This window comes from Paenibacillus pasadenensis, assembly GCF_002864175.1.
GTDB classification, from domain to species: domain Bacteria; phylum Bacillota; class Bacilli; order Paenibacillales; family Paenibacillaceae; genus Paenibacillus_O; species Paenibacillus_O pasadenensis.
On record NZ_NFEZ01000003.1, the window covers coordinates 1,174,667 to 1,193,483 of the forward strand.

Genomic DNA, 18,817 nt, shown 5'->3' on the forward strand with positions numbered 1-18,817 from the left:
ATCCAGTCTTTTTTTGAGCGGGATCCGAAGCTGCGAATGCGTATTTCCTTCATTTTCATCGAATTCCAGGTTGAAGAAATGAAGATGCCGCGCATTCTTTTTCCCTATGATAGCGCATTCAAGTTGGAAGGGGAAGCGGCCAGGAGGCGTTCAGGGAGCCGCGGGCTGCATCGGGCTTCGGATCGCGTCCACGCCCATTCACCCGCTCCTCTCCATCAGTGGTACATTTACCACATATGGGCTCTTTCTCCGCGCCTGCGCCTCCATCAGTGGTACATTTACCACTTACGGGCTCCTTCTCCGCCGCTGCGCCTCCTTCAGTGGCAGATTTACCGCTCTAGCGCGCCATTTCCTCCGCAGCGACATCGCCTCGCCTAACCGAATGGACGGCGAGGCGGATTCCAAGCCCGCTGCAAGAAGGCGCTTTATTCGCTTTATACGCGTTGCGCGATCAACGCGAAAAAACCGGGCTGCAGCCTCCCCGGCACGCGATGCCAAGGCCGCAACCCGAAATCATTGCAGCCTCCCCTGTTCGTTTCCCTCCCTCAATCTCATCCACACGCGAAGATAGACATTTTTTCCACGCTAAAAAAGCCGAATGACGTCGTCGTCATTCGGCTCCTTCTCTGAAACGATGGCCCGCCCGCTCTCAAGCCTGCGCTACAGCCGAGGCGGAGGCTTGCAGCGCGGCGCCGCCGGCGACGGCCGCGACGACCGCCGCGTCCAGCGCGGATGCCGCGACATCCGCCGGCGCGCGGCGGGGATCCTGCAGCTCCAGGATCGCCTGGAGCGCGCGGCTCGCGCCCGCGACCGGCTTGTGGCGCGACGCGTTGCGGCGAAGCCGGTCGCGCAGCGCCGCATGCTCGAGCACCGCGCGCAGCTGGTCCATCAGCTCGCCGCGGCTGCTCGCCTCCAGAGCGGCGCCAAGGCCGGCCAGGTATGCGGAATTTTCCTGCTCCTGTCCCGGAATCGGCTTGAACAGGATCATCGGCAGCTCCTGCGCGAGCGCCTCGGAGACGGTCAGCCCGCCCGGCTTGGTCACCATGACGTCGGCCGCCGCCATCAGCTCGTGCACATGCGGCACGTACCCGGTCACGACGATTCGGTGGGCGTCCCCGACGCTGCGCAGCCGCTCCTGCAGCTGGCGGCGCAGCCGCTCGTTGCGGCCGCAGACGATGACGAACTGCGCGCGCGGCAGGCCGTCCTGCTCCTCGACGAGGCGCATGACGCTGCGGCCGATGAGGCCGTCGCCGCCGCCCATGACGAGGATCGTCGGCAGCTGCGGATCGAGGCCGTGCTTGCGCCGCAGCTCCGCGCGGTCATGGCGCTGGCCGAACTGGCGGCGCACCGGGATGCCGGTCGCGACGACGCGCGACGGCGACACGCCGCTCGCGATGAGCGCCTGGCGGATCGGCTCGGCGCCGACGATGTAGCGGTCGGTGCCGGGATGGATCCAGTAGCTGTGCCGAGCGTAGTCGGTGAGCACGGTGACGGTCGGCACGCGCGTCAGCCGCTGGAGCCGCAGATGGGACATCGCTGCGGCAGCGGCCGGAAACGTGCAGACGACGACCGTCGGCCGGAGCTCCTCGAGCAGCTGCAGCATGCGCTCCGTGCGGAAGGTGCGCAGCTGCTTGAACAGCGTCGACAGCCGGTTCTCCTCGCGCGTCGCCCGGTACAGGACGCCGTACACTGACGGCAGTCCCTTGATGCCCTGCATGTAGCAGAAGCGTCCGACCGAATGAAGCTTCGGATGGGTCCATTTCATATAGTCCACGATCGTCGTCTCGGCGTTCGGCGCGGCTCCCGCGGCCGCCTCCGCGATCGCCCGCGCGGCCTGGTTGTGGCCCTCGCCCAGCGTCCCGGTCAGGACAAGAATTCGTTGCTGGCTGCTCGCGTGCACGTACGCTTCCTCCTCTGGCTGCGGCCGCCCTGCCCGGGGCGTCTCTCGGGACCAAGAGCGGCTCGCTACGATATACATACGGGACAAGGGCGAAAAATAGTCTGCGAAGCTTTTCCGCCGCCACATGATGTACGAATCTCCCTGAAGAAAAGCTTACCTCGGCCGGCTTCCGCCGCCTTCGGGCCGCAGCCGGTTTTTGCACCTGGACCTAGGGCGGGGTTGCAGACACGCTCTACGGCGGGCTACTCCTCCAGCCGCGGGCCTTCGAATCGGCGGATCGCCTCGCGCGCATGGTCGGGAATCGGCGTCGGCCGTCCGCCGGCCGTGTCGATCAGGACGATCGCGCCCCGGCCGCCGGCCTTGAGCTTGCCGTCCACCGTCAGCGCATACTGGATGTCGATCGACGAGCGGCCAAGCCGCGCCGTCTTGACATGCAGGCGCAGCGCGTCCTTGAGGTAGATCTGATCCAGGTACTGGCACTCCAGATCGGCGACGACGGATACGGCCTTTTGACTGAATAAATCTTCCGTCAGTTCCAAATTCTCGAAGTACTCGATCCTTCCCTGCTCGAAGTACATGAAATAGCTCACATTATTGACATGCCCCAGCATGTCCGTCTCGCAATAGCGGATCTTCAGCGGAATCGAGAAGGAAAACGAGTCCAGCCAAGCCTGCCGGTCCTCTCCCATGAATGCGCCCTTGCTCATGATGCAGGTCTCCTTTGCTCCCGTCGGCGGCTGCCGATCGGGCTTGTCATCAAGCAGGATAGCATGCCGCCTGCGCCGGGCACAACCGCGCCGCCGGTCCGGCTCCTCCGCAGGCAACGAAAAAAAGCGCCGCGGCCGCCAGATGAAGGCGGTCGTCGGACGCTTCCCGACTCTGGCGGAGGTCCTATCGAAGGAAGGCTCCGCCCGATCCGTTCCAAGCTAGAGATCCCCGGTCAGGCTCCGCCAAGGAAGGCCTTCACTCCGACGTCGAGCTTGGCTCAGGCCCGGAGCTGCCGGCGCCGCGAAGCGCCATCCGCTCCGCCGCGAAGTCGACGAGCTCCCGCATCGGCATGAGCCGGGCGAGGCAGTCTCCGATCGTCAGGCGGCGCGCCTGCGGATGCGACGCCTCGAACGCCTCGCCGATCGCCTCGAAGTCGCTGTCGTCATAGGCGAGCTCCTCGTACTCGACCCAGCGGCGCTCGCCCTGGACGAGCATCGGCGCGCCTTGGCGATTCATCCTTTTGCCCGGCCAATCGGCCCGATGCTCCGCCAGATGAAGCGACGTGCTGTTGACATGGCCGACGCCGAGCAGCAGCACATGAGCTCCATGCTCATAAAGGCGGCCAAGCGGCGAAGGCTCGCCAAGCGGAGGAACGAGCGGATGCTCCAAGGCGATCGCCTCGGCGAGCGGTCCGCGGGCGGCAAAGCTCACCTGCGGATGCGCGCTGCGCCGCGCGCCATCGCGGCGCCGGAACGCCTCGACGACCGCTCCCATCGCCCGCGTCGGCGTCAGATCCGGGCGGAACGGCGGCATCTCCGCGCGGATGACCGGCCACCACGATTCCGGCACCGGCGGCCGGCTCCAGGCCGACGGCTCGGACAGATCCGCCGTCTGGGTCGGCATGACGATCGTGCCGGACGCCCCGGCCGCCTCCTCCAGCGCCTCGACGACAGCCTGGCTGCCGCCGGGAATCCACCGTCCGAACGACTTCATCGACGAGTGCACGAGCAGCGTCATGCCCTCCTTGACGCCCAGCTCCTTCAGGCCGAGCGCGATCGCCTGCTTCGTCAGCGGCGGATGCGCGTAGATGTCCATTTCTCTCTTCCCCTTTCCGATACCGACAGCATATCCGATCGGCGCCTGCGCGGCTAGGGGCGAAAACGGCTGAAGCCGTTCCCGGCCGGCTTTCAGAAAATGACGCTGCCAGGCGGTGCGTAAGGAGCGGCCAACGGGAAACAGCCCGCGCGCGGCGGGCTGCAAAAGCGGAAGGGCTGCGGCTGCAAGCCGCCTGCCGAGCAGGCTAGGAAAGCTCCGCCCAGCGCGGCCACATCTCGGCCGGGTTGAGCTCGTAGATCTCCTTCTCGCGGAACAGGTACTGCTGCATGATGAACTCGCGCCTCAGCGTGGCGAAGTCCGGATGGAACTCGCGGATGAACGCGTTGATGTCCTTCTCCGGATACTTGCGTCCCGGCTCCAGCTTCTGCGCCAGATGCTCCAGGACGACGAGCTTTTTCTTCAGCTGGGCCGGGATGTTCTTCAGCCTGCCTTCCCGATCGAAAAAGCTGCGCAGCACGCCGCTTCGGTACTTCTCCAGCTCTTCGCGGCGCGCCTGCTCTTCGAATTCTCTTTGTTCGTCCATGCCCCTCTCCTCTCTCCTCGCGCCTGCACGCGACCGGAGGATCAGCTCCATCGCCGCGTCCGCTCCATCGCGCAGGAAGTATTCGTTCAGCGAAAAGTAAATCGCATTCTTCTCCCGCCGCTCCCCGACGAGCCCGGCTTCCCGGAGCTTGGCGGCATGATGGGTGATCGTCGCCGGCGCGAGCGACAGCCGCTCGGCCAGCTCCAGGCCGTTGCGCTCTCCGTCCGCCAGCAGGATCAGCATGCGGATGCGGGTCGGATCGGCAAGCGCCTTATGATAGGCGACGACTTTTTCCAGCTGCATGACGATTCCTCATTTAGATTAGATATTAATCTAATTAGATATTAATCGAATGTATACTCCGCGTCAAGCGAAATAGTTGCGGATAGGCCCGGGGGGAGAGCAGAATAGAAGGAACGGCTGCCTTGGCTGGCGATGCGGGCTAGCCGCAGACGCGCGTCTGATGCTAGGCACAGCGGCGTAGAAGCCTGGTAGGCTTGAAGAACGAAAGGTCGTGGAGCATGGATTGGTCCAGCAAGATGAATGAAGCGGTCGAGTGCCTCGAGAGCGGCCTCCGCGGAGAGGTTTCCTATGCCGAGGCGGCGCGCCGGGCGGGCTGCCCAGCCTATCATTTTCAGCGGATGTTCTCCTATCTCGCGGGCATGACGCTCGCGGATTACGTGCGCAGGCGCAGGCTGACGCTCGCGGCGGCCGACCTTCAGGCGGAAGGAGGCAAGGTGATCGACATCGCGCTGCGCTACGGCTACGAGTCGCCGGAAGCATTCGCCCGAGCGTTCCGCCAGCAGCACGGCCTCTCGCCTTCCGAGGCGCGGCGGCCCGGAGCGCGTCTGCTGGCCTTCCCTCGCCTCGCCTTTCGATTCGAAGCTCAGGGAGGATCTGACATGAATTATCGGATGGAGAAGCTGCCCGCGTTCCGCGCGATCGGGATGGGCACGAGCGTGCAGATGAGCGAGGCCTTTTCGGAGGTGCCGCAGCTATGGCAGAAAGCCGCCGCGGAAGGAGCGTTCGCGCGCTTCCTCGAGCTGGGAGAGCCGGGCGGGCGGCCGCCGGGCATCCTCGGCATCTGCGCCGGCGGCAGCTGGGGCGAGGGGGAGCGCTTCGACTACATCCTCGGCTGCGTCTCTCGCGAGGCCTTGCCGGAGGGCTGGCGCGAGCTGGAGTTTCCCGCCTCGCTGTGGGCGGTGTTCGAGGCGGCCGGACCGCCGGAGGCGCTGCAGGAAGTCTGGAGCCGCTTTTACCGCGAATGGGTGCCCTCCGCCGGCTACGAGCTGGCGGGTCTGCCTGCGGTGGAGGCGTATCTCCCGCCGGAGGAGAACCGCAACGAGCTGTGGATCCCGGTCGTGAGCCGGACTTGAGCTAGCGGCGGCCCGGCTGGAGGAGGCTCGCGTCCGCAGGCGCAGTGTACGAGGAAAGAAGAGGACGCCGATCACAGCGGCCGGCGCCTCTTCTCCCCCAACAAAGGAGGGATCCGCATTAGCGGCAAGCACCGATTCGATTCGAAAAGCCGGCGCGTCCGCATAGCCGGCGCGAGCAGGGCCGCGCTGCGCCTGCTGCTCCATCTCGCCGCGGCAAGCCTGCTGCTCTCCGTGCCGTTCGCCGACCGGGGGGAAATGCCCGGCCCGGTGTTCGGCATGTTGCTGCTGCTGGCGGCCGCCGCTTATCTGCTCTGGACGCTGCTGCTCAGCCTGGCCGCCGGCATCGACTGGCGCGCATTCGCTGCGCCGGACGCTTCGGAGAGCGAACGACACCACCCATTCAAGCATCGCGACTAACTCGGGGGGAATGTAGATATGACTCAGCAAGCCTTTTTGTTCGACATGGACGGCGTCATCATCGACAGTGAGCCGCTGCACTTCGCCGTCGACATCGAAACGGTCCGCGCGCTCGGCGCGGAAATCGACCAGCACGGGCTGGAGCCTTACGTCGGCATGACCAATCCGGAAATGTGGAAGCGGCTGCGGGCTCAGTTCGGCTTCGAGCCTTCCATCGCCGAAATCATCGAGCTCCAGATGAACCGCAAGCTGGAGGCGCTGGCCGCCAGCGGCCTGACCGCGATGGACGGCATCGCGGAGCTGATCGACGCCTTGCTCGCCGCTGGCGTGCGGATCGGCGTCGCCTCGTCCTCGCCGCGCGTCTTCATCGAGGCGGTGCTCGGCCAGTTCGGCCTGCTGGACAAATTCGGCTGCATCGTCAGCGGCGAGGAAGTGCCGATGGGCAAGCCCGCGCCGGATGTGTACCGGGAAGCGGCTCGTCAGCTGGGCGTGTCGCCGGACGCCTGCGTCGTGCTGGAGGATTCGCGCAACGGAGTCCGCGCCGCCAAGGCGGCGGGCATGCGCGCGATCGGACTGCGCAACCCGAACTCCGGCCAGCAGGATCTGTCCGAGGCCGACTGGATCGTCGGCTCGATCGCCGACATCCCGCTCGCGGAGCTGGGGCTAGGGCTGGCGCAGCCTTAGACGATCTGTGAATTGAAAAAGGCTGTTCCTTCCGTCCGACGGACGGGGAACAGCCTTTTTCAATCAGGGCGGCTGCAATCGAGCTGCCCGAGAGGCGTCTGCGCCAGCGGCGCTTCCTGGCGCTGTCTTGCCGCTAGAGTGCAATTTCCGGATGGACGGCCGCCGTAGCGCCCTCGTCGGCTCTCGCCGTCGGCCGCCGAAATGCCCCGGCGCGCGGACGATCCTCTAGCTTCCGCGCAGCAGCCGCAGCTCCTGCGCCGCGTGCACGGCCTGCAGCCGCGAGGCGACGCCGAGCTTGGCGTACAGCCGCGACAGGTAGACGCGGACGGTGCCGGGCGTCAAGCCGAGGCTGTCCGCGATCTCGCGGTTGGCGGCGCCGTCCGCCAGATGGCGGAGCAGGATCAGCTCCTGCTCCGTCAGCGGCTCCGCCAGCGGCGCAGCAGCCTCCAGCACGCGCGGCGGGGCGTAATCGAACGCGCCCAGCAGCCGCTCGACATAAGCGCTCCGCGGCTCGCTGCCGCTGGGCGGCCCGTCAGCGCGGGCCCGGAACGCGGCAAGCAGCTTGCGCATCGGCGCGCCTTCGGCGACGAACAGCCTGACGTAGCCGTTCGCCTCCCCGATGGCCAGCGCCTGTCCGATTGCCCGCAGCGCCTCCGTCTGGCGGCCTCTGCCCTGCTCCGCGAGCGCCCGCAGCGCAGCGGTCTCCGCCAGTCCCGATACAAGCCCCTCGCGCCGCTGCAGCCGCTCCAAGGCGTCCAGCAGGCGCAGCGCCCGCTCCAGCCTGCGCTGGCTCAGCAGCAGGCGGACCAGCGTCATAAGCTCGAACTCGCGATGGTAAGCCGGCGGCTCCTTGCCGGGAAGGCCGAGCGAGGCGAGCGCCTTCCCGGCCGCCGCAGGCTGCCCGGCCTGCAGCAGCAGCCGGGCTCTCGCCGCGATGAGGCCCGCCTGCCACTGGGGCTCCAGCGCCGCCTCCAGCCGCTCGGCGGCAAGCAGCTCATTCAAGGCGGCGTCGAGCTTGCCGTCGGCGGCATCGAGCTGGGCCTGCAGGATGGCCGCGGGCACCGCCAGGCCGGCTGTCAGGCGCGCGGACCGGTCCTGCTGCACGCCTGCGAGCAGCGTCCGGCACTCCTCCAGCCGATTCCACTCGAAGTAGCCTTCAGCCAGCGCAAGCCTCACGTACAGGCTCACCAGGCTGCCGCCCCAGCCGCCTTCATCCAGCATCCCGGCGAACTGGCGGCCGATCGCCTCCGTATCGGGACTCAGCACGCCCTTCATCCCGATGTCCGCGCGCCTTACCTGAGGCTCCGAGCGGTTGAAGTCGACGTTGAAATACATCCCCTCCGCCGGCAGCAGCTCCCTGCCCGCGCGGTCCGCCAGCTGCTGCCACAGCTCGAAGCGTCCGCCGAAGAAGATGCGGTTGGACTCGACGAACAGCAGTCCGCTGCTCAGCCGGCTCCGCTCTTGGCCCGGCTCAAGGCGCTCGGCGATGCGCCGCGCTCCCGCCATCGCCGCTCCGGCAGCCTCGAAGCTCCCGCCGACAGCCAGCAGATAGGCCTGCAGCAGCTGCTGCTCGGCGGTCAGCTCGCGCAGCTCCGCCAGCCGCTCCAGCAGGCCGAGCAGGCTGCGCCCCTCCCCCTGCCGCAGCGCCTGCGCGGCAAAGGCATCGAGCTTGTCCGAGCTCCACTTGCCGTCGCCGGCGCTCAGCGCGCAGCCGATCGCCTCCGCAGCCAGCCCCCGCCGATCGAGCTCCAGGGCGCAGCGCTGCAGCGCGTCCCGGCGGCTGAAGTCGGACAGCTCCGGCCGCCTCAGCAGGAAGCCGCGGAACAGCGCATGGTAGCGATGCCATCCATCCGCTCCGGCCGGCAGCAGGAACAGGCTGTCGCGCCGCACGCGGCCGAGCAGCGCCTCCGCCTCCTCCCGGCCGCATCCTGCCGCGGCCGCAGCCAGCTCCGAGTCGATCCGCTCCGGCAGCGCCGAACGGAGCAGGAACTGCTTCAGCTCATCCGGCAAGCGGCCGTAGGCTTCCTCCATAAGGAACGCCGCCAGCTCCTCCCCGCCCGCTTCGAGGCCGAGCGATGCCGCGCCGGACAGTCCCGACAGCTGGAGGCCGGCCGCCCATCCTTCCGTCGCCTGATGCAGGCGGAGCTGCTGGGCCGGAGTGAACGTGCCGGGAAACGCCGCGTCCAGGTACGCGCCCGCCTCGTCCTCGGTGAAAGCGATTTCCGCCGCCGACAGGTCGAGCCGCTTGCCTTCGGCCGCCCATCTGGAGCCGCCGACGCGCGGCGCCGAGCGGCCTGCCGCTACGACGGCGGCGCCTGGCGGCAAGTAGCGGAGCCAGTAGCCGAGCGGCTCCAGGATGCCCGCATCCCGGATGAGATGGATGTCGTCCAGCACCAGGACGATCCGGCCCCCGGCCTCCGCCAGCTCGCCGATGAGGGCGTCCAGAAAAGCCGAAACGGACAAGGATGGCAGCGCCGAGCTGAGCGGAAGGCTGCGTCGCAGCGAATTCGGCGGCAGCGCCTGCGCAAGAGCGAACGCGACCAGACGCCAGAAGCGCGGAGCGTCGTCATCCGCCTCGTCGAGCGACAGCCAAGCGACAGGGCGGCCGGCCTGCTCCGCCCACTGGCGGAGCAGCGTCGTCTTGCCGTAGCCGGCGGGGGCGCAGACGGTCACGAGCCGGCAGGAGGCGCCTTGCTCCAGCATCCGGATCAGCCGGGGGCGGGCCGTCAGTCCGGCGAGTCCGCCTTGCGGCTTCGTTATTTTGGCGAGCGGAGGCCGCCAGCCTGTTTGAACATCCATGAGAACCTCCTGAACGGATTTCTTTTCCTTCTTACATCGCCATTCCGCGCCGCTCCTGTTAACCCCCGTCAATCGCCGTCCTGCCGGCGGCCGGCTCGAATGGAGCGTCAGATCGAGAAGGGAGCTGCACCTATGACGATGAAATCATGGACGGGATTCGCCGCGGCGGCGCTGCTGGGCGGCCTCATCCTGATGGTCGCGGCCGGAGCTGACGGCTGGCGGCCGGCGGCCAGCGGCTCGTTCACGATCAACGTGGCGGCGGGGCTTCAGCTTCATTGAGCCGGAAAGCGAAACGGGACGAAGCGGAGGCGGCCTCTGCTTCGTCCCGCTGTCGGGGCACATCTTGGAGCGATGATAATGCGCAGTGCCGAGCTGTCCTCGTAAGGAACCCGGCTCAAGCATGCTGTTTCTTGAGGAAGAACATCTCCTTCTCCACCTGCATGATCTTATGATCCTGGAATTCTACATTTCCACGGAGGGGAATGATCTCGCTCATCAGCTTCTCGTCTGCGGCAATATTCTCCAGATGGTAGGCATCCACCTTTTCGTGGAGCGAAAAGACCTGTCCGTTCAGCGTCGCGACCTGGGTCTGAAGCGAATCGACGTCTTCTTCAAGGCGACCCAGCCGCTGGTCCACGTCGTCCAGACGCTGCTCGACCGCTCCCAGACGCTGATCCACGCCGTCCAGACGCTGCTCGACCGCCCCAAGACGCTGGTCCACGCCGTCCAGACGCTGCTCGACCGCCCCAAGACGCTGGTCCACGCCGTCCAGACGCTGCTCGACCGCCCCAAGACGCTGGTCTACGTCGTCCAGACGCTGCTCGACCGCTCCCAGACGCTGGTCCATGCCGTCAAGACGCTGCTCGACCGCCTCCAAACGCTCGTCCATCTTATCCAAGCGCTGATCCATCTTGTCCAACCGTTCGTCGATTCGATCGAAGCGGCCGTTCATTCCCTCCAGCGTCGACATGATCCGCTCCAGCATCTGCTCCATCGCTCTGCCCTCCCGAATGCTTGACTTAGTCCAGTATACCCTGCGAACGGGAAATTGCCTAGTCGCATTTCGAACACTTGTTCCCGTTTCGAATGAGGCATTCCGGGCTATTTCGCCGGGACTCCCGTCCAGCGCAGCCCTTTCGGAAAATGATTCTTGAGCTGCCCGTCCGCCAGCTTGCCCCAGCCGATCGGATAGCCGGAAGCGAGCACGAGCTGCCAGCCCTTCGCTCCGCCGCCCGCGATCGCTTCGCCTCGCAGGTAGGCCGCCAGCTCCGCCGAGCCGAGCGGCAGGTCGGCGGCATGCCGCGCCTGGCTCGGCCGGAGCGCCAGCGCCAGCGCGTGGGACGGCTCGAAGCGGTTCTTCTTGAGCGTGCCGAGATGCAAGCCCGGCCGCAGCACCTTCAGCCCCGCGAGCTCCGGCATGCCCTCCGGCAGCGCGTACAGCTGGTCGCCAAACAGGAGCATCCTCCCTTGCGGCTGCTCCGCGAGCGACTCTTCGGCGAAGCGCAGAAAAGGCTCCGGCAGCTTGTCCCGCCGCAGGCCCGTCTCCAGCTTCAGCTTGGCGCCGCCCGCAGGCGCCTCCTCCGCCTTGCGCAGCACCGCGGCGTAGTGGCCCTCGCCGCGCGTCCGATGCGGCCAGATCCGCACCGTATGCTCCAGTCCCGGCGCGGGGTCGGCGGTCCAGTCGGGCCGGCCGCTCCCGAAGCCGTCCTGCCTCTGCGCGGCCGCGACGGAGAACTCCGGATGCTCCCGCAGGAAGCGGCTTATGGCGCCTTCATTTTCCTCCGGAGCGAACGTGCAGGTGGAGTAGACGAGCGTGCCGCCGGGACGCAGCATGAGCGCCGCATGGCGCAGGATGTCTTCCTGCCGCGCCGCGCATAGCCGCACATGGTCCGGGCTCCACTGCGCGCAGGCGTCCGGGTCCTTGCGGAACATGCCCTCGCCGGAGCATGGAGCGTCCACGACGATCCGGTCGAAAAAGGCCGGGAAACGAGGCGACAGCCGATCCGGCAGCTCGCTCGTCACGACCGCATGCGGGACGCCCATGCGCTCCACGTTCTGCGACAGGATCTTCGCCCGCGCCGGATGCGGCTCGTTGGCGACGAGCAGCCCCTCGCCCCGCATCAGCTGGGCCAGATGCGTCGTCTTGCCGCCGGGCGCGGCGCATAGATCGAGCACGCGCTCGCCCGGCTGCGGAGCGGCCAGCTCGGCGACGGCCATCGCGCTCGGCTCCTGAATGTAATAGAGGCCCGCCTCATGCCACGGATGCCGGCCGGGACGGTCCTCTTCGCCATCATAATAGAAGCCTGCCGGAGCCCACGGCACCGGCTCCAGCCGGAACGGCTGGACGGCGAGGAAATCCTCGGCCGAAAGCTTGAGCGTATTGACGCGCAGCGCCTGCGCCCGCGGCTGCTCGTAGCTGCGGCGGAACGCCTCGTATTCATCTTGCAGCAGGTCCTTCATGCGCGATTCGAAGGAAGCCGGAACAATCATGATCACTCACCTCGGGTCGATGCCTGGCGGCGAGCCGCCGGAAAAAACTACGACCATTCTACCGGGCGAGCCCCTTCGGCGCAAGGCCGAAGCGCCGTAAGGCCGCCGCAGCCGGGCGAGGCCGGAGCGGTCCGAAGGCGGGAAGCGGGGCGAGAGCCCCCGTCCCGAGCCTCAAGGCCGCTTGGGCTGGACCGCCTGCATCGCCTGGAGCATCGCGCGGAAATGAGCGACATAGGCCGCAGCCGAGAAGCGCTCGCGGATATGGCGCTCGCCCTGGACGCGGATGCTCTCCCGATAGGCGACGTCCTGCATGAGGCGGTAGGCGCCGGCCGCAGCCGCGCCGATGTCGCCGAGCGGGTACAGCTCCCCCGTCTGACCAGGCGAGATGAAGCGCGCCACCCCGCCGGAGTCGGTCGCCAGCACCGGGCAGCGGCAGAGCAGCGCCTCCGCGACCGCGTAGCCGAAGCCTTCGCGGATCGAGCAGGAGACGAGCAGCCCGCCCGAATCGCCGATCAGGCTAAGATAATCAGCCATCTGCGAATGCGGCACGTTGGAGCGCAGCGTCAGCCGCCCGGCGACGGGAGAGGTCTGGCGCCACTGGTCGAACGACTGGCGCTCGACCGGATCGTACAGGCTCGCATCCTCGAACATCCACAGCGCCAGCTGCGGGAAAGCCGGCACGAGCGCTTCCGCGATCGCCGCGAGCTCGCGCCAGTTCTTGTTGGGCTCGATCCGTCCGATCCAGCCGAGGATCGGGTACGGCACGACCGGGAAGCGCGAGTAGCCGAAGCTGTCCGTGTCGAGCGGATCGTCGAAGCAGAACTGCGGCAGCTCCGGATAAGCGCCGCCGAACATCGCCTGCAGATGGCCCGTCACGGGGTACAAAAGGCCGTCCGCGCAAAAGCGCAGCACGCTGCCGTAGTTGCGCAGGAATTCCTCGGCCTGCTGCGGCGTGCCGAGCCCTTGAACCTCGAACACGAGGCGTCCCGCGTAGCCGCTGAGCCGGATCTGCTCCAGCAGGACGACATGCGAGCAGACGACGATCATGTCGTAGCCCTCCCGGCGGATCAGCTCCAGGATGTCTGCCGTTTCGCGGTAGACGAGCACGGTCGCGCCGGGGGCGTTCTGCAGGCCGCTCCCTTCGTTCGTATACAGGACGTGGCAGTCGACGCCGCTTGCGGCGAGCGCCCGGGAGCGGATGCGGTTGAGCGTCTCCATGCCCCCGCTCGGCGTCGAGAAGACGAGCAGCAGCTTCATCGCCCTTCGTCTCCGCAGGGGCGGAGCGTATTCGCGAGCTGGTGGACCATCGGGCCCGCACCTCCAGTCGTAAAAACAGGTTGCTGCCAGTATATGCTCGGCTCCGCGCCGCCCGTGCGGGATGGGCGTATCGAGAGGGAGGGAGAACGATGCGGAAACGGCTTGAGGAGCTCGTTTTCCGAGCTGCGGCGATTCTACTCCTAGGCTCCGTCGGCCGGCGGGGGCTGCGACCGTTCGGAAACTAAAAAAGGCGGCCGGATGCTAGATCCGCCGCCGCTCCTTCACGACCGCGCCGGGATGCACGATCAGCTCCTCCGTATATTCGACCGCTCCGATCTCGCAGCCGTCGCCCACCGTCACGCTGCCTCCGCGCACGGTGTGCGCGCGGGTATGCTCCAGCCGGACGACAGCCCCCTCGATGTGATGGGCGGATAAGCGGGCCTGCCGCGAAGGCCGGAAAAAGATCCCGAACAGCCTCGTCCACCAGGCCGGGCGGCTGACCTCGATCCGGTCTCCGACCAGCTCGCCGACGGACGAGTCGCCGTACAGCTGCAGCTCGATGCTGCCGGCGTCCAGCCGGCCCGGCACGGCGGCCTTGCCGCGCAAATGAATGTCCGAAGCGTCGCAGCTCATCGCCTGCAGCTCTCCGCTGAGGCGCAGGCGGTCGACATGCAGCCGCTCCTGCACCGTAATCGAGCCCGTGCCGATCAGCTCGCGGACCGAAGCGGCGTCGCGGGAAGCCAGCTCGCCGGTCAGCCGCAGGCGGCCGATCGACAGTCCCTCTGCGGAGATCGTGCCGGTGATGCTGGCCTTGAGCGCGTTCAGCTCGCCGTGCACGCGCATCGTGCCGGTCACGGCCAGCTGCACGCAGTCGAGGCTCCCGTGCACGACGGCGTCGCCGAGCACGCGCGCCTTCTCATAGCTGCCGCCGCCAGTCGCGCCTGTCCCTGTCAGAGACAGGCGGCGCGGCTCGTCATGAGTTTTCGCCGCCATGCGGCACTCCCCCTCTCGATCAGGTCAGACGGACTTCGCTGTCGACGCGCGCATCCGCATGCCGCTCGAATTGCTCCGTGTACTCGACCCGGCCGATCTCGCAGCCTGGACCGATCCGCACCTTGACCCCGCGCACGAGGCTCGCCGTCACATGCTCCAAGACGATCTCCTCGCCCTCGATCGTCTGCGCCAGCAGCCGGTTCTGGATGGCGGGCAGCGGCAGCAGCTTCTGCCAGCCGTGCAGGTCGCTGCTCGAGGCCTTGGTCTGGATGAAGCGGGCCGACAGCTCGCGGATGCTGCTGCCGCCCTGAAGCTCCAGCCGGATCTCGTCGCCGTTCAGCGCGTCAAGCTGAAGCTTGCCGTGCGACAGCAGGCGGCCGATTCGGCACGGTCCGTGCACCGTGAGGCTGCCGTTGACCGCCGCCTCGTCCGCTTCCAGCGATTCCTCTACCGTCAGCTTGCCCTCCACGCGGCATTTCTTCGTCCTCAATCCGCCGTGAATGCCCGCCAGACCGTTGATCTCCGCGTGCTCCGCCTGCACCGAGCCCTTGAACGTCGCCTGACCGTTCACGATGACCGCTCCGCTGTCGAGGTCGCCCGTCACCTTGCCCATGCCGTCGATGATCGTGCGCTCCGCCCTGCCGCCCTCCACCGTGCCGATGCCCGCCAGCCGAATCTCCCTGCCCGTATCGCTGTTCATAAGACCATTCTCCCTTCAAATAGACTGATATGGACTCAGCTTATCACGCTGTCCGCAGCCGGGCATCGGCCCGCAGGCGGAGCCGGAAGTCGGGCAGAAGGCGGGGTGGCGGGGGCGCTGCGGTCAATTCCGCTCTCTCGTTACGGACGCCTTCTCGCTCGCCCCCGTTAGAGCCAGCGCCTCGTACGTCGCCGTATCGGCGATGATGAACAGCCGCGCCTGCTCCGGAATCGTGTCGCCGAGCCGGCGGATGATGCCCGTGTCGTCGCCGTCGGCGACGAGCAGCGCGCCGCGCGCCTTCAGCCATTCGTAAGCATCGTTGTAGACGCGCCATTCCGGCCGCTTGGCGATCGCGTACAGCTCGTCCCCGCTGTCCTTGCTCATCAGGTTCATGAACAGGCGCGACGAGCCCTGGTTCACCGTGGAGCTGGCGATCAGATGGGAGATCGACTGCTGCGACAGGATCAGCTCATCCACCTTCGCATGGCGGAAGCTGTGGCGGTGGCTTTCCTTGAGGATCTCCGCGATCGTGTAGATCTCCTTGCCTTGGCGGGCCGCATAGCTCTCCAGCGTCGTCGCGATCAGCAGCGTATGGCCGTCCGCCAACGACGAATTATGCACGCCCTCCGGGGAAAAGATGACGACCGCCTTGCACGCGCAGACGTTCGCTCGGTCCAGCGTCGCGTACTCCGTGGCGTCGCCCTGGATGTAATGGACGCGATGCTCCGCCATCGGCGTCTTCTCCAGCTTGGCGACGAGCACGACCTCCCGCGCCGGATCGGCGAGCAGCAGCTCCTCGATCATGTCGCGGATCTTTTCCTCCGACCAGCCGATGACGACGTAGTGATCCTTGCCTTGGTAAGCCAATCTGCCTTCCTCCCTCTGCTTTTTCCAGCTCACGAAATTCTCCGTCGTCTTGCCGACGATGGAGCCGATCAGGAACAATCCGATGAAAATGACGACGATGCCGAACACCATGCCCGGAGCGGTCACCGGGAAATAATCGCCGTAGCCGACCGTCGTCGCCGTCACGATCACCCACCAGAGCGAGCGGAACCAGCTCGTGAACTTCTCCGGCTCCAGCGCCTGAATGACGAACGGGCTGAGGAGGAAAAAAATCGCCGCGAACACGGCGAGCGTCCGGCCGTCAAGCCTGACGATCTTGCGGAACGCTTGGTAGAAAAACAGCATGAAATCGATCCTTTCTCTCGGCAAGCCTGGATGCGGTAATCCTTTCTACCATTCGAAGGAAAGGGATGGAAACCCTTCCGGCGCCTTGTTCCTAATTATACGAAAGTTGAATCCCATTAAATGATAGGCGCCTTTTGCAGCAATCCGCCAGCGACCCGTCCAGCAGGCTGATCAACATCCTCTCCCACGCCCTAGCAGACAACGCAAAAAAGGGCTGTTGATCAGCCCTTCTCTCCTTCATTCCGCCGCGAGCGCCGTCCACGCCTCCAACGGACCGGGCCGCTGCGCCCGAGCCTAAATCTCCCGCATCCACGCTTCGATCAGCCGCTGCAGCTCCTCTGTCTCCAGCTCGCAGCAGCTGTCCTCGTCGGCCAGCTCATCGACGACCCGCGTCCGCTCCCGGCCGATCTCCAGCGTGCAGGCGTTGCCCGAGAGCTCGCGCCCGTCGGACTCGCCGCGCAGCACCGCGCCGATCGCGTCCAGATACTGCGGCCCGCTCGCCCGATTGACGTCGGTGAACAGGAACGTCTCGACGAGCGAGAGCTCCGCCGGCAGCCTCATGACGGTCAGCTCCTGCCCGCCGTGGTTCAATTTTTCGATCGCATAGGGGTACTTCATCGCTATCGTTCGTCTCCTTTGCCGTTCAATAATGCGGGAAGGCCGAGATGATGCTGCCGCTCCGGTCCAGATACATGTCGATCCGCATGCCGGACGAGGTCGTGCCCGTGTACGTGTTGCCCGTCACATGGCGTTGGTTCGCGAACGCCTCGTTGATGGAGTCGACGATCTGCTGCGGACTCATGTCTTTCGGGAAAAAGGTCGACATCCCCTGGTTGCCCGTCTTCGGCACGCCGTCGATCTCGACCTGCGCCTGATAGACGCCGTGCGCGTTCGGAGGCGACTCCGTGCCAGGGATGACCCGCCCGCGAGCGGTCGGCATCCCCTCGTAGTGGTAGCCGACGCCCCGCCCGCGGCGGTTGAGCTCGCCATCGAGAATATGCTCCAGCGCCCCCGCGCGGAAACGGGACGTGTTCTGCAGCTTGGCGATGTCGTATTCGACGGTCCGCGCGTCGAGATGCTTGCGCAGCCACTCGCCGAACCGGCCGGGAATGCGCTTCGCGAGCCGGCCGAGCGGGATCCGGCTCAGCGCCAGATCGACGCCGAGCGCGGCGAGCCGCCCCGGCGTCAGGAAGCTGCGCGGATCGCGCAGGAACGCGCCGATCGTCGCGCCGCTGCCGAACAGGCCGGTCACGGTCGAGATCAGGCCGATCGCCGGCCAGAGCTCCAGAAACAGCAGGGATAGCGCGAGCATGCCCGCCGCCATGGCTGTCTTTTCCCAGAAGGAACGCCGGTCCCACCACTGCTGCAGATCCTCGAACATGCAGGCGAAGCAGCCGTGCGCCGCATCCGGCGCCTGCAGCAGCGCATGGAGGTGGAGCGAGGCCGCCGCCAGCAGCAGCGCGGCGGCTCCCAGCAGCGCGGCCAGCCGCCGCGTCTCGCGGCGAATGTCCGGCTCGGCGCCGAGCGCCTCTTCGTTGCCGTAGAGCAGCGTGCAGCCGAGCCGCTTGCGCTCCCGGAAAAACGTCAGCTGCTCCCGAAACCGTCCGCGCCGGAAGAACAAGGCGGCGCCGCTGCGGGCGAGCTCGCTCAGCGGATCGAGCCATCGTTCCCGCTCCAGCATCGGCAGCCGGTCGCGGATGCGGTTCAGCTGGACGTAGTCGTACCCGACCGCGCCGGCAAGCAGCAGCAGATAAAGCGGCTTGGTCGCATGGCCGTTGCCGGTCCGATCCCCGATCCATTGCAGAATGTCGGGCAAGTCGTAGCTGGCGTTGTAGGCCGCATGGTCGAAGATCGCTAGGGCGAGCAGCGCGGCCGGCACCGCCGGAGCGGCGCCTCTCAGCTTGCCGCGGAAGCGGATCGCCAGGCCGACCCCGAGCGCCGCGAGGCTGCCCAGCATCGCGTGGCTGTAGCTGATGTACGCCGGGCCGCGGGTCAGCTGCAGGTAGCCGGGGAACAGCTCGCCGACGTTCCAGTGGATGAACTTGCCGCTGATCCAGCTGTAGCCGTAAGGGAAGATGTGTCCGGTCGTCCAGCGGCGCGCCGTCTCTTCCATGAACTGAAAGCCCGCCCCGACCGCGCCGCCGATGAGCGCGTAGTCCCCGAGGCTGAGCGCCGAGGCGCGCCGGGAGAACAGCAGGTAAGCCGCCAGCGGCAAGAGCTTGACGACCTCCTCGGCGATCGGCGTCAGCAAGGCGCGGCTCCACAGGTCGCCCGTATCGCTGCCCGTCCAGGCGGTCAGCAGGCTGACCGTGAACCCGGTGAGCGGGACGATGAGCCAGGCGCCGGCCAGGAAAAACAGCATGACCGAGCGCCAGGAAAGCGTCTTGCTCCGGCACAGCCACCAGAACTGCAGCAGGACGTAGATCGACCACAGGTACTGCACGCCCAGCTTGCGGGATTCGGGATAGAAGAACAGGGTGCTCAGGAAATAAAGCAAGGCCGCCCAGGAAAGCAGGGCGTACAGATGCAGGACGTACGGATGCTTCGCGAGCCAGCGCCCGGCTCCGCCGAGCAGCCGCTCGACATGCGAGCGCAGCCCGCTGCGCCACTTCATACGCTGTCCGATCATCTCTTCCTCCTCTTCGCCTGAATGGGATGAGCAG

General features: G+C 66.8%; 17 protein-coding genes. 4 read left to right on the forward strand and 13 right to left on the reverse strand.

Translation table 11 applies throughout. The annotated features are described in order from the left end of the window. Window positions 1-649: 649 nt before the first annotated feature. The 4 genes from B8V81_RS08775 to B8V81_RS08790 all read right to left on the reverse strand — a co-directional run bounded on the left by B8V81_RS08775 (window position 650) and on the right by B8V81_RS08790 (window position 4,550). A complete protein-coding gene (locus B8V81_RS08775) occupies window positions 650-1,900 on the reverse strand; it encodes an MGDG synthase family glycosyltransferase (protein WP_180968403.1) in 1,251 nt (416 codons plus the stop codon). Between the two features lie 242 nt (window positions 1,901-2,142). Continuing rightward, window positions 2,143-2,607, reverse strand: coding sequence for an acyl-CoA thioesterase (locus B8V81_RS08780; RefSeq protein ID WP_101808154.1), 465 nt, complete (start codon window positions 2,605-2,607; stop codon window positions 2,143-2,145). A gap of 256 nt (window positions 2,608-2,863) precedes the next feature. After that, a complete protein-coding gene (locus tag B8V81_RS08785) occupies window positions 2,864-3,703 on the reverse strand; it encodes an AAC(3) family N-acetyltransferase (RefSeq protein ID WP_101808155.1) in 840 nt (279 codons plus the stop codon). A 205-nt stretch (window positions 3,704-3,908) separates the two neighbouring features. Then, on the reverse strand, window positions 3,909-4,550 hold the full coding sequence (locus tag B8V81_RS08790; RefSeq protein WP_101808156.1) for a DUF2087 domain-containing protein: 642 nt from the start codon (window positions 4,548-4,550) through the stop codon (window positions 3,909-3,911). 194 nt (window positions 4,551-4,744) lie between these two features. Between B8V81_RS08790 and B8V81_RS08795 the strand changes: the two genes are divergently transcribed. From B8V81_RS08795 to B8V81_RS08800, 3 genes are all read left to right on the forward strand, one after another. Next, window positions 4,745-5,623: an AraC family transcriptional regulator gene (locus B8V81_RS08795; protein ID WP_228551690.1), complete on the forward strand. Its 879-nt coding sequence runs from the start codon at window positions 4,745-4,747 to the stop codon at window positions 5,621-5,623. Between the two features lie 267 nt (window positions 5,624-5,890). Next, a complete protein-coding gene (locus tag B8V81_RS25170) occupies window positions 5,891-6,040 on the forward strand; it encodes a hypothetical protein (protein WP_153784237.1) in 150 nt (49 codons plus the stop codon). 18 nt (window positions 6,041-6,058) lie between these two features. Continuing rightward, window positions 6,059-6,724 (forward strand): HAD family hydrolase, encoded by a 666-nt coding sequence (locus B8V81_RS08800; RefSeq protein WP_101808158.1) that lies wholly within the window; start codon window positions 6,059-6,061, stop codon window positions 6,722-6,724. A gap of 225 nt (window positions 6,725-6,949) precedes the next feature. Here B8V81_RS08800 and B8V81_RS08805 read toward each other — a convergent pair whose 3' ends face one another. Beyond that, window positions 6,950-9,523 (reverse strand): winged helix-turn-helix domain-containing protein, encoded by a 2,574-nt coding sequence (locus tag B8V81_RS08805; RefSeq protein WP_101808159.1) that lies wholly within the window; start codon window positions 9,521-9,523, stop codon window positions 6,950-6,952. Window positions 9,524-9,655: 132 nt separating this feature from the next. On the opposite strand from B8V81_RS08805, the gene B8V81_RS25175 reads away from it, so the two are divergent. Beyond that, entirely contained in the window at window positions 9,656-9,802 is a 147-nt protein-coding gene (locus B8V81_RS25175; RefSeq protein WP_180968404.1) for a hypothetical protein, read from the forward strand. Between the two features lie 115 nt (window positions 9,803-9,917). Here the strand turns inward: B8V81_RS25175 and B8V81_RS08810 are convergent, their stop codons facing one another. From B8V81_RS08810 to B8V81_RS08845, 8 genes are all read right to left on the reverse strand, one after another. After that, window positions 9,918-10,517, reverse strand: a complete 600-nt coding sequence (locus tag B8V81_RS08810; protein ID WP_101808160.1) for an LA_3659 family protein — start codon at window positions 10,515-10,517, stop codon at window positions 9,918-9,920. A gap of 107 nt (window positions 10,518-10,624) precedes the next feature. After that, a complete protein-coding gene (locus B8V81_RS08815; RefSeq protein WP_101808161.1) occupies window positions 10,625-12,013 on the reverse strand; it encodes an RsmF rRNA methyltransferase first C-terminal domain-containing protein in 1,389 nt (462 codons plus the stop codon). A gap of 171 nt (window positions 12,014-12,184) precedes the next feature. Beyond that, window positions 12,185-13,270: a glycosyltransferase family 4 protein gene (locus B8V81_RS08820; RefSeq protein WP_101808162.1), complete on the reverse strand. Its 1,086-nt coding sequence runs from the start codon at window positions 13,268-13,270 to the stop codon at window positions 12,185-12,187. A 261-nt stretch (window positions 13,271-13,531) separates the two neighbouring features. After that, the gene (locus B8V81_RS08825; RefSeq protein WP_101808163.1) at window positions 13,532-14,263 is read right to left on the reverse strand and encodes a hypothetical protein; all 732 of its coding nucleotides are present in this window, start codon (window positions 14,261-14,263) and stop codon (window positions 13,532-13,534) included. Window positions 14,264-14,282: 19 nt separating this feature from the next. Next, the gene (locus B8V81_RS08830; protein WP_101808164.1) at window positions 14,283-14,963 is read right to left on the reverse strand and encodes a bactofilin family protein; all 681 of its coding nucleotides are present in this window, start codon (window positions 14,961-14,963) and stop codon (window positions 14,283-14,285) included. A 123-nt stretch (window positions 14,964-15,086) separates the two neighbouring features. After that, window positions 15,087-16,154 (reverse strand): ion channel, encoded by a 1,068-nt coding sequence (locus B8V81_RS08835; RefSeq protein WP_101808165.1) that lies wholly within the window; start codon window positions 16,152-16,154, stop codon window positions 15,087-15,089. A gap of 294 nt (window positions 16,155-16,448) precedes the next feature. Further along, a complete protein-coding gene (locus B8V81_RS08840) occupies window positions 16,449-16,772 on the reverse strand; it encodes a hypothetical protein (protein WP_101808166.1) in 324 nt (107 codons plus the stop codon). A gap of 25 nt (window positions 16,773-16,797) precedes the next feature. After that, a complete protein-coding gene (locus B8V81_RS08845) occupies window positions 16,798-18,783 on the reverse strand; it encodes an EndoU domain-containing protein (RefSeq protein ID WP_101808167.1) in 1,986 nt (661 codons plus the stop codon). Window positions 18,784-18,817: the final 34 nt, after the last annotated feature.

Excerpts from the sequence above, each read along its gene's own strand:
- B8V81_RS08780 (WP_101808154.1), bottom strand. The coding sequence starts at position 2,607 with ATGAGCAAGGGCGCATTCATGGGAGAGGACCGGCAGGCTTGGCTGGAC.
- B8V81_RS08785 (WP_101808155.1), bottom strand. The coding sequence starts at position 3,703 with ATGGACATCTACGCGCATCCGCCGCTGACGAAGCAGGCGATCGCGCTC.
- B8V81_RS08790 (WP_101808156.1), bottom strand. The coding sequence starts at position 4,550 with ATGCAGCTGGAAAAAGTCGTCGCCTATCATAAGGCGCTTGCCGATCCG.
- B8V81_RS08800 (WP_101808158.1), top strand. The coding sequence starts at position 6,059 with ATGACTCAGCAAGCCTTTTTGTTCGACATGGACGGCGTCATCATCGAC.
- B8V81_RS08805 (WP_101808159.1), bottom strand. The coding sequence starts at position 9,523 with ATGGATGTTCAAACAGGCTGGCGGCCTCCGCTCGCCAAAATAACGAAG.
- B8V81_RS25175 (WP_180968404.1), top strand. The coding sequence starts at position 9,656 with ATGACGATGAAATCATGGACGGGATTCGCCGCGGCGGCGCTGCTGGGC.
- B8V81_RS08810 (WP_101808160.1), bottom strand. The coding sequence starts at position 10,517 with ATGGAGCAGATGCTGGAGCGGATCATGTCGACGCTGGAGGGAATGAAC.
- B8V81_RS08815 (WP_101808161.1), bottom strand. The coding sequence starts at position 12,013 with ATGATTGTTCCGGCTTCCTTCGAATCGCGCATGAAGGACCTGCTGCAA.
- B8V81_RS08820 (WP_101808162.1), bottom strand. The coding sequence starts at position 13,270 with ATGAAGCTGCTGCTCGTCTTCTCGACGCCGAGCGGGGGCATGGAGACG.
- B8V81_RS08825 (WP_101808163.1), bottom strand. The coding sequence starts at position 14,263 with ATGGCGGCGAAAACTCATGACGAGCCGCGCCGCCTGTCTCTGACAGGG.
- B8V81_RS08830 (WP_101808164.1), bottom strand. The coding sequence starts at position 14,963 with ATGAACAGCGATACGGGCAGGGAGATTCGGCTGGCGGGCATCGGCACG.
- B8V81_RS08835 (WP_101808165.1), bottom strand. The coding sequence starts at position 16,154 with ATGCTGTTTTTCTACCAAGCGTTCCGCAAGATCGTCAGGCTTGACGGC.
- B8V81_RS08840 (WP_101808166.1), bottom strand. The coding sequence starts at position 16,772 with ATGAAGTACCCCTATGCGATCGAAAAATTGAACCACGGCGGGCAGGAG.
- B8V81_RS08845 (WP_101808167.1), bottom strand. The coding sequence starts at position 18,783 with ATGATCGGACAGCGTATGAAGTGGCGCAGCGGGCTGCGCTCGCATGTC.